Origin of the sequence: Planctobacterium marinum, from assembly GCF_020687805.1 — a bacterium.
GTDB lineage: Bacteria > Pseudomonadota > Gammaproteobacteria > Enterobacterales > Alteromonadaceae > Planctobacterium > Planctobacterium marinum.
In genome coordinates this window covers 36,841-43,372 of sequence record NZ_JAJEWQ010000012.1, presented here as the reverse complement: position 1 = coordinate 43,372, position 6,532 = coordinate 36,841, and the positions used below count along the sequence as shown (strand labels likewise).

Annotated in this window: 5 protein-coding genes; 1 reads left to right on the top strand and 4 read right to left on the bottom strand. The window is 45.2% G+C overall.

Annotation, left to right across the window (positions count from 1 at the left end; translation table 11 throughout):
- On the top strand, positions 1–881 hold an 881-nt coding region (gene tuf, locus LJ740_RS22915), incomplete at its 5' end, for an elongation factor Tu (RefSeq protein WP_229531250.1).
- Between the two features lie 581 nt (positions 882–1,462).
- Here tuf and glnG read toward each other — a convergent pair.
- The 4 genes from glnG to glnA all read right to left on the bottom strand — a co-directional run bounded on the left by glnG (position 1,463) and on the right by glnA (position 6,083).
- Entirely contained in the window at positions 1,463–2,872 is a 1,410-nt protein-coding gene (glnG, locus tag LJ740_RS22910) for a nitrogen regulation protein NR(I) (protein ID WP_229531471.1), read from the bottom strand.
- Positions 2,869–3,933, bottom strand: coding sequence for a nitrogen regulation protein NR(II) (glnL, locus tag LJ740_RS22905; RefSeq protein WP_229531470.1), 1,065 nt, complete (start codon positions 3,931–3,933; stop codon positions 2,869–2,871). The genes glnG and glnL overlap by 4 nt, the downstream gene beginning before the upstream one ends.
- A gap of 81 nt (positions 3,934–4,014) precedes the next feature.
- Positions 4,015–4,509, bottom strand: coding sequence for a DUF4124 domain-containing protein (locus tag LJ740_RS22900; RefSeq protein WP_324255650.1), 495 nt, complete (start codon positions 4,507–4,509; stop codon positions 4,015–4,017).
- Between the two features lie 164 nt (positions 4,510–4,673).
- Positions 4,674–6,083 carry a glutamate--ammonia ligase gene (gene glnA, locus LJ740_RS22895; protein WP_229531468.1) on the bottom strand — a complete coding sequence of 470 codons (1,410 nt, stop codon included), beginning with the start codon at positions 6,081–6,083 and terminating at the stop codon, positions 4,674–4,676.
- Between the last annotated feature and the right edge of the window lie 449 nt (positions 6,084–6,532).

Here is a 6,532-nt window from a genome sequence, read left to right as displayed (position 1 = left end):
CAATCCTGGTAGTAGCTGCGACTGACGGCCCTATGCCTCAGACTCGTGAGCACATCCTGTTAGGTCGTCAGGTTGGCGTACCTTACATCATCGTATTCATGAACAAGTGTGACATGGTTGACGATGAAGAGCTGTTAGAGCTGGTAGAAATGGAAGTTCGTGAACTTCTGACTGAATATGAATTCCCAGGTGATGACTTACCCGTTATCCAGGGTTCTGCTCTTAAGGCGCTGGAAGGCGACGCAGAGTGGGAAAAGAAAATCATCGAGCTGGGCGAAGCTTTGGATTCTTACATTCCTGAGCCAGAGCGTGCAATCGACAAGCCGTTCATTCTGCCAATCGAAGACGTATTCTCCATCTCAGGTCGTGGTACAGTAGTAACTGGCCGTGTTGAGCAAGGTATCATCAAAGTTGGTGAAGAAGTAGAAATCGTAGGTATCAAAGAAACGACTACGACTACCTGTACTGGTGTTGAGATGTTCCGTAAGCTGCTTGACGAAGGTCGTGCAGGTGAGAACGTTGGTGTTCTGCTTCGTGGTACTAAGCGTGACGAAGTTGAGCGTGGTCAGGTACTGGCTAAGCCGGGTTCAATCAACCCACACACTAAGTTTGAAGCAGAAGTATACGTACTGAGCAAAGACGAAGGTGGTCGCCACACTCCGTTCTTCAAAGGTTACCGTCCACAGTTCTACTTCCGTACAACTGACGTAACAGGTGCTGTTGAGCTGCCAGAAGGCGTAGAAATGGTAATGCCGGGTGACAACCTGAAGTTCGTAGTAGAACTGATTGCTCCTATCGCGATGGACGAAGGTCTGCGCTTCGCAATCCGTGAAGGTGGTCGTACAGTAGGTGCTGGTGTTGTAGCTAAAATCATCGACTAATATCGACGATTACAACCCATCCCAAAAGAAGGTCGCGCAAGCGGCCTTTTTTGTATCTGTTGATTTCCAATTTAATGACAAACAGTGGGGTGTGCTCGCTGAATAACTTTTTAGCGCGGAGTTTAACCAGACGCTGCATGAATTGTATGGTGAAGATTCCGTTTGGAAATGGCGGCGATTAGAGCGCGCTGATGATATCGCATTGCAATCGTATCACAGCACAAACTGGCTTTCTGATGGAGGCGTGTAAGGTACCATCAGGTTACTTGTTTCTCTCAGCCCGGTGTATGAACATGGTTGCAACACCTTAGTCTTTGAACAGTACACCACGGCTAAACTCAAAGAGGGGGGCTCTGCCAATTGAACAGGAAAAGCGCATCACTGATGACAGCGCCTATTTGGAACGATTGGGAAAACAAACACTTCCTTGTAGCTTTAAACTTCACAGCGGTAACGCTTCGCTGTTTGTTCCAATCTGCCAATGCCATCGCCGTCAGCCACCAGGACAAGCAAAAGTCCGTGGTATGCTGAGTTTTTGTATATTATCTGCAAGCAGTTTTAAAAAATCAGCTTGTTCCAGCTTATTTGTAATTTAACTCTTTGAGCTTTCTGGTTAAGGTATTTCTGCCCCAGCCAAGACGTTTTGCTGCATCTTGTTTATGCCCGTGAGTATGATTTAACGCACGATCGAGGAGTATTCTTTCAAATTCCATAGTGGCTTCATTCAAAATATCGTTTTTTCCGGAGCGCAACTGTGAGTCTGCCCACAAAGACAACAACTCTTGCCAGGTGGCCTGGGATGATTCCTGAGAGGTAAATACCTGTTGCTTGTGGATTTCTGGCGGTAAATCTTCGGGCTGGATTTCTTTACTGCTCGCCATCACGGTCAGCCAACGACAAATGTTTTCTAATTGTCTGACGTTTCCGGGCCAGGGCAGGTTGCTGAGAATTTTCTGGCTTTCTTTCCCGAGAATCTTAGCTTCAACCTGCAGTTCTCTGGCTGCCAATGCCAGGAAGTGATGGGCCAGAGGTACGATATCTTCACTGCGGTCACTCAATTTGGGAAGGTGGATTTTAATAACATTGAGTCGGTGGTATAAATCTTCTCTGAATTTACCGTCACTGACCCGTTTTTCCAAATCCTGATGGGTAGCGGCGATGATACGCACGTCCACTTTTACCGGTTCGTGACCACCGACGCGATAAAACTGTCCGTCGGCCAGCACTCTGAGTAATCTGGTTTGTACATCAATGGGCATGTCTCCGATTTCATCCAGAAAAAGGGTGCCACCATTAGCCTGTTCAAAGCGTCCCACACGAGTGGTTTGAGCGCCGGTAAACGCCCCTTTTTCATGCCCGAATAATTCCGATTCGATGAGGTCGCCAGGAATAGCTGCCATATTCAGGGGAATAAAGGTTTTATCCGCTCTGGGGCTGTGCTTATGCAGTGCTTGTGCAACAAGCTCTTTGCCGGTTCCTGATTCCCCATTTATCAGGACACTGATGCTGGACCGGGATAATCGACCAATCGCCCTAAACACTTCCTGCATAGCAGGTGCTTCGCCGATGATTTCAGTTTTAACCCTGGGGTCATTGTTGCCGGATTTAGTATTGTTTTCTCTGGCTTTGGTAAGTGCTTTTTGCACCAGAGTAATAGCTTCATCAATGTCAAAGGGCTTGGGGAGATATTCAAACGCCCCTTGTTTATAGGCGTTCACCGCACTGTCTAAATCAGAGTGCGCTGTCATGATAATAAAGGGAATATCAGGATGTTGCTGGTGTACGGTTTCCAGCAATTGCATACCATCCATTTGCGGCATTCTGATGTCCGATATGATGACCTCTGGTGCCTGACCTGAGTCTAACTGTAACAGCAAATCCTCGGGGTTTTCGAAGCTAAAACATTCTATATTGGCGCCTTGTAATGCTTTTTGCAGAACCCAGCGAATTGAACTGTCGTCGTCAACAATCCATACAGGAGCATTACTCATCTGATGTCTTCCTTCTTAGCAATGGGAATTAAGATTGTGAATTCGGTACGTCCGGGCCAGCTATCTACTTCAATTTTGCCTTTATGGTGATTGATTAGTGACTGGGATATGGATAAACCCAGGCCGGTACCATCAATTTTTGAAGTCACCATAGGATAAAATAAGGTGTCTTTAATGGTATCTGGAATACCCGGACCATCATCGATAATTTTGATCTGGGCGCACAAAGGAAATCGGGTGCCGTGTATGGTGGATTGCCGTTGAATTCGGGTATAAAACTTTAATGTGCCATTGCCATTCATGGCTTGCACGGAATTGCGGGCAATGTTCAAAATTGCCTGTTGTAACATATCCTGGTCGATATACATATCCGGGATAGAGGGATCGTAATCTCGTTCAATAATAATGCTGTCGTGTTCGATAGTTAACAGGGTTCGGATTTTTTCGATCACCCTATGAACATTAACCCATTGGAAATCTGGCGGCTTATTTGGCCCCAGTAATCTGTCAACCAGGTTTCGCAATCGATCGGATTGCTCGATAATCAATTGCGTAAATTCAGTGAGGTTTGTGTCCTGCAACTCCCGTTCAAGTAGTTGCGCTGCCCCTCTGATACCTCCCAACGGATTCTTTATTTCATGCGCCAGGCCTCTTATCAGATCTCTGGATGCTTGCTGTACCGCCCATTGATGGCTTTCCTGATTGAGCTTTTTGATCTGGTCAATCGGGTTGATTTCAAGCGCCAACATCTTCCGTTCAGCAGACTCGTAATAGGTCACTATCATTGATGCCAGACTGTGGCGCCCGTCCTTGAAAATAAGCTGGATCTCGTTTTCCGAGAAACTGTCTCTGTTTTGCAGTGCGCTGTAGAAACGCTCTATCTTGATACAGTCGCCAATGAGAAACTCGGTCAGGGTGTGATTGATGAGTTGATTGCGGGAATGCTCAAACAGGGATTCAGACGAAAGGTTAGCAAATTGAATATGCATATTTTCGTCAAGCAATAGAATCGCTGTTGAAAGATTATCCAGCAAATTATTTAGTTTGATATCTTCACTCATAAATTTAGAACTGCAATGCACTATTATAGTGCAATAAAAAATTTAGGATTAAAAGCGCTGCTTTCTAACCCCTTGAATTATCTAGTTTGCATTGATTAGTGCAGATGCTTTATGTAGATAAAAGGTGCTTAACGGAGAAGATGCAAGTAGCTTGCCTGACTGGTCAAGAAGTTCGATTTTTATTTTATACTCACCTCTGTTCAGTTCCTGAAGTTCAAAAACCGGGGAAGCCTGTTGAGCAGTGGGCTCACCATTAACAATGAGCCTGTACAATCCTTTGACTTCCGGTGATACATTCACACTGATAGTGACAGTGCCGGCATTATTGCGCACAGTAGCTTCATTGGCGGGAGAAGTGATCGTTACGCTATAGTCTGGTGATGGTGCGGAATTGCTCGCCGGGATCGTTGTTGCGCTATTTTTGTGCGTAGGTGTAGCGATAATGTTGGGTTTTACCTCCAGTTTATATTCCTGGGCGTTAGCCGGTGGTTTATCGGTATAGACTATGCTGCCATCCGCTTTCACTACTTTGTATATTTTTGTTGTCGCCAATGCGTTCACACAGAGGCACAACATCATTAATAAAGTGGCGAATTTACAGGACATAGCACAATGATTTAGTGGGAAGACTCTGTAAGTGTTGTCTGCCCGGGGGGATTTCTCAATAGTAAAAGTGAAAATGTTCACAAAAAAACCCGCTATTAAGCGGGTTTTTATCAGATTAACCTTGTACCTGCGGTTTATACGCTGTAGTACATGTCAAATTCGACTGGTGCAGTAGTCATGTTAAGTTTTTCTACTTCATCAGCTTTAAGTGCGATGTAGGCGTCAATCATGTCATCGCTCATTACGCCACCCGCTTTCAGGAAGTCACGGTCGTTGTCCAGTGCCTGTAACGCCATTTCCAGTGAACTGGCAACAGTTGGGATTTCAGCGGCTTCTTCTGCTGGCAGGTCGTACAAGTCTTTATCCATTGCATCGCCAGGGTGGATCTTGTTTTTGATACCGTCGATACCGGCCATTAACATGGCTGTAAAGGCCAGATAAGGGTTGGCAGTTGGATCAGGGAAACGTACTTCGATACGACGTGCTTTCGCGCTGGTTACGTAAGGAATACGGATAGAAGCAGAACGGTTGCGCGCTGAATAGGCCAGCATTACCGGAGCTTCAAAACCAGGTACTAAACGCTTATAGGAGTTAGTAGAAGCATTTGCGAAGGCATTAATGGCACGCGCGTGCTTGATGATACCACCGATGTAATACAAGGCTTCTTCAGACAAACCGCCGTACTTATCACCGGCAAAGATGTTTTGACCATCTTTACTGATAGACTGGTGGCAGTGCATACCAGAACCGTTGTCACCTACCAGTGGCTTAGGCATAAAGGTGGCAGATTTACCGTAGGCATCAGCAACGTTGTGAACTACATATTTGTAGATTTGGATTTCGTCTGCTTTATTAACGATAGTATTAAATTGACATGCGATTTCGTTCTGACCCGCTGTGGCTACTTCGTGGTGGTGAGCTTCAACTGTCAGGCCCATTTCTTCCATAACCAGACACATTGCGGTACGAATGTCATGAGCAGAGTCAACCGGAGGTACCGGGAAGTAACCGCCTTTTACGCCAGGACGGTGACCCAGGTTACCGCCTTCAAACTCTGCACCTGAGTTCCACTTGGCTTCTGATGAGTCGATCATGTAGTAAGACTCGCCCATTTCAGTGTGGAAGCGGATGTCATCAAACAAGAAGAACTCTGGCTCTGGACCGAAGTAAGCGGTATCACCGATACCTGTTGATTTTAGATACTCTTCAGCGCGAGCTGCAATTGAGCGAGGGTCGCGGTCGTAGCCTTGCATAGTAGAAGGTTCAACGATACCACAGCGAATGTTAACCTGTGCCTCTTCAGCAAAAGGATCTAATACAGCAGTAGCGGGATCTGGCATCAAAATCATGTCTGATTCGTTGATTCCTTTCCATCCTGCGATTGAAGAGCCATCAAACATTTTACCTTCTTCAAAAAACTCTTCGTCGATAAGCCCTGCAGGGATAGAAACGTGCTGCTCTTTACCTTTTGTATCGGTAAATCTCAGATCAACAAACTTTGCTTCACTTTCTGCAATCAAGGCTAAAGCCGATTCTACTGACATATTGTCCTCCGGTTGAGTAGGTCATAGTTGGTGTCAGGAAACACCTTAAAAATTCCTGAAATCATAGCTTATATCTATAGCTTGTGTATTTAGCTATTTTCATGCCATCTTAATATTTAATAAAAGTCGATATAAAACATAGGGTTATATTAAACACCTGTTTGTCAGTGTTACTGTTTTTATATCCGCAGGCACCAGTATGGTGCATAACGATCCAAAATAGTGCAATGTATTGGCGTTTATCAGTTAAAACACTAGTCTATATCCATATTGGTGCAAAGACATAGTCTAATAATGCGTTAAATAAATAAACTGAACCTGTAAATATGACAATCCAGTGAATATTCTGAAGAAAGTTTAGATTTCAATCGCTTATTTTCTGATAACCCTGTAAAATCCGCGCCTCGCTGACCTCATCCGGTTAAAAACCGAGCACCTGAGCGTGCTGA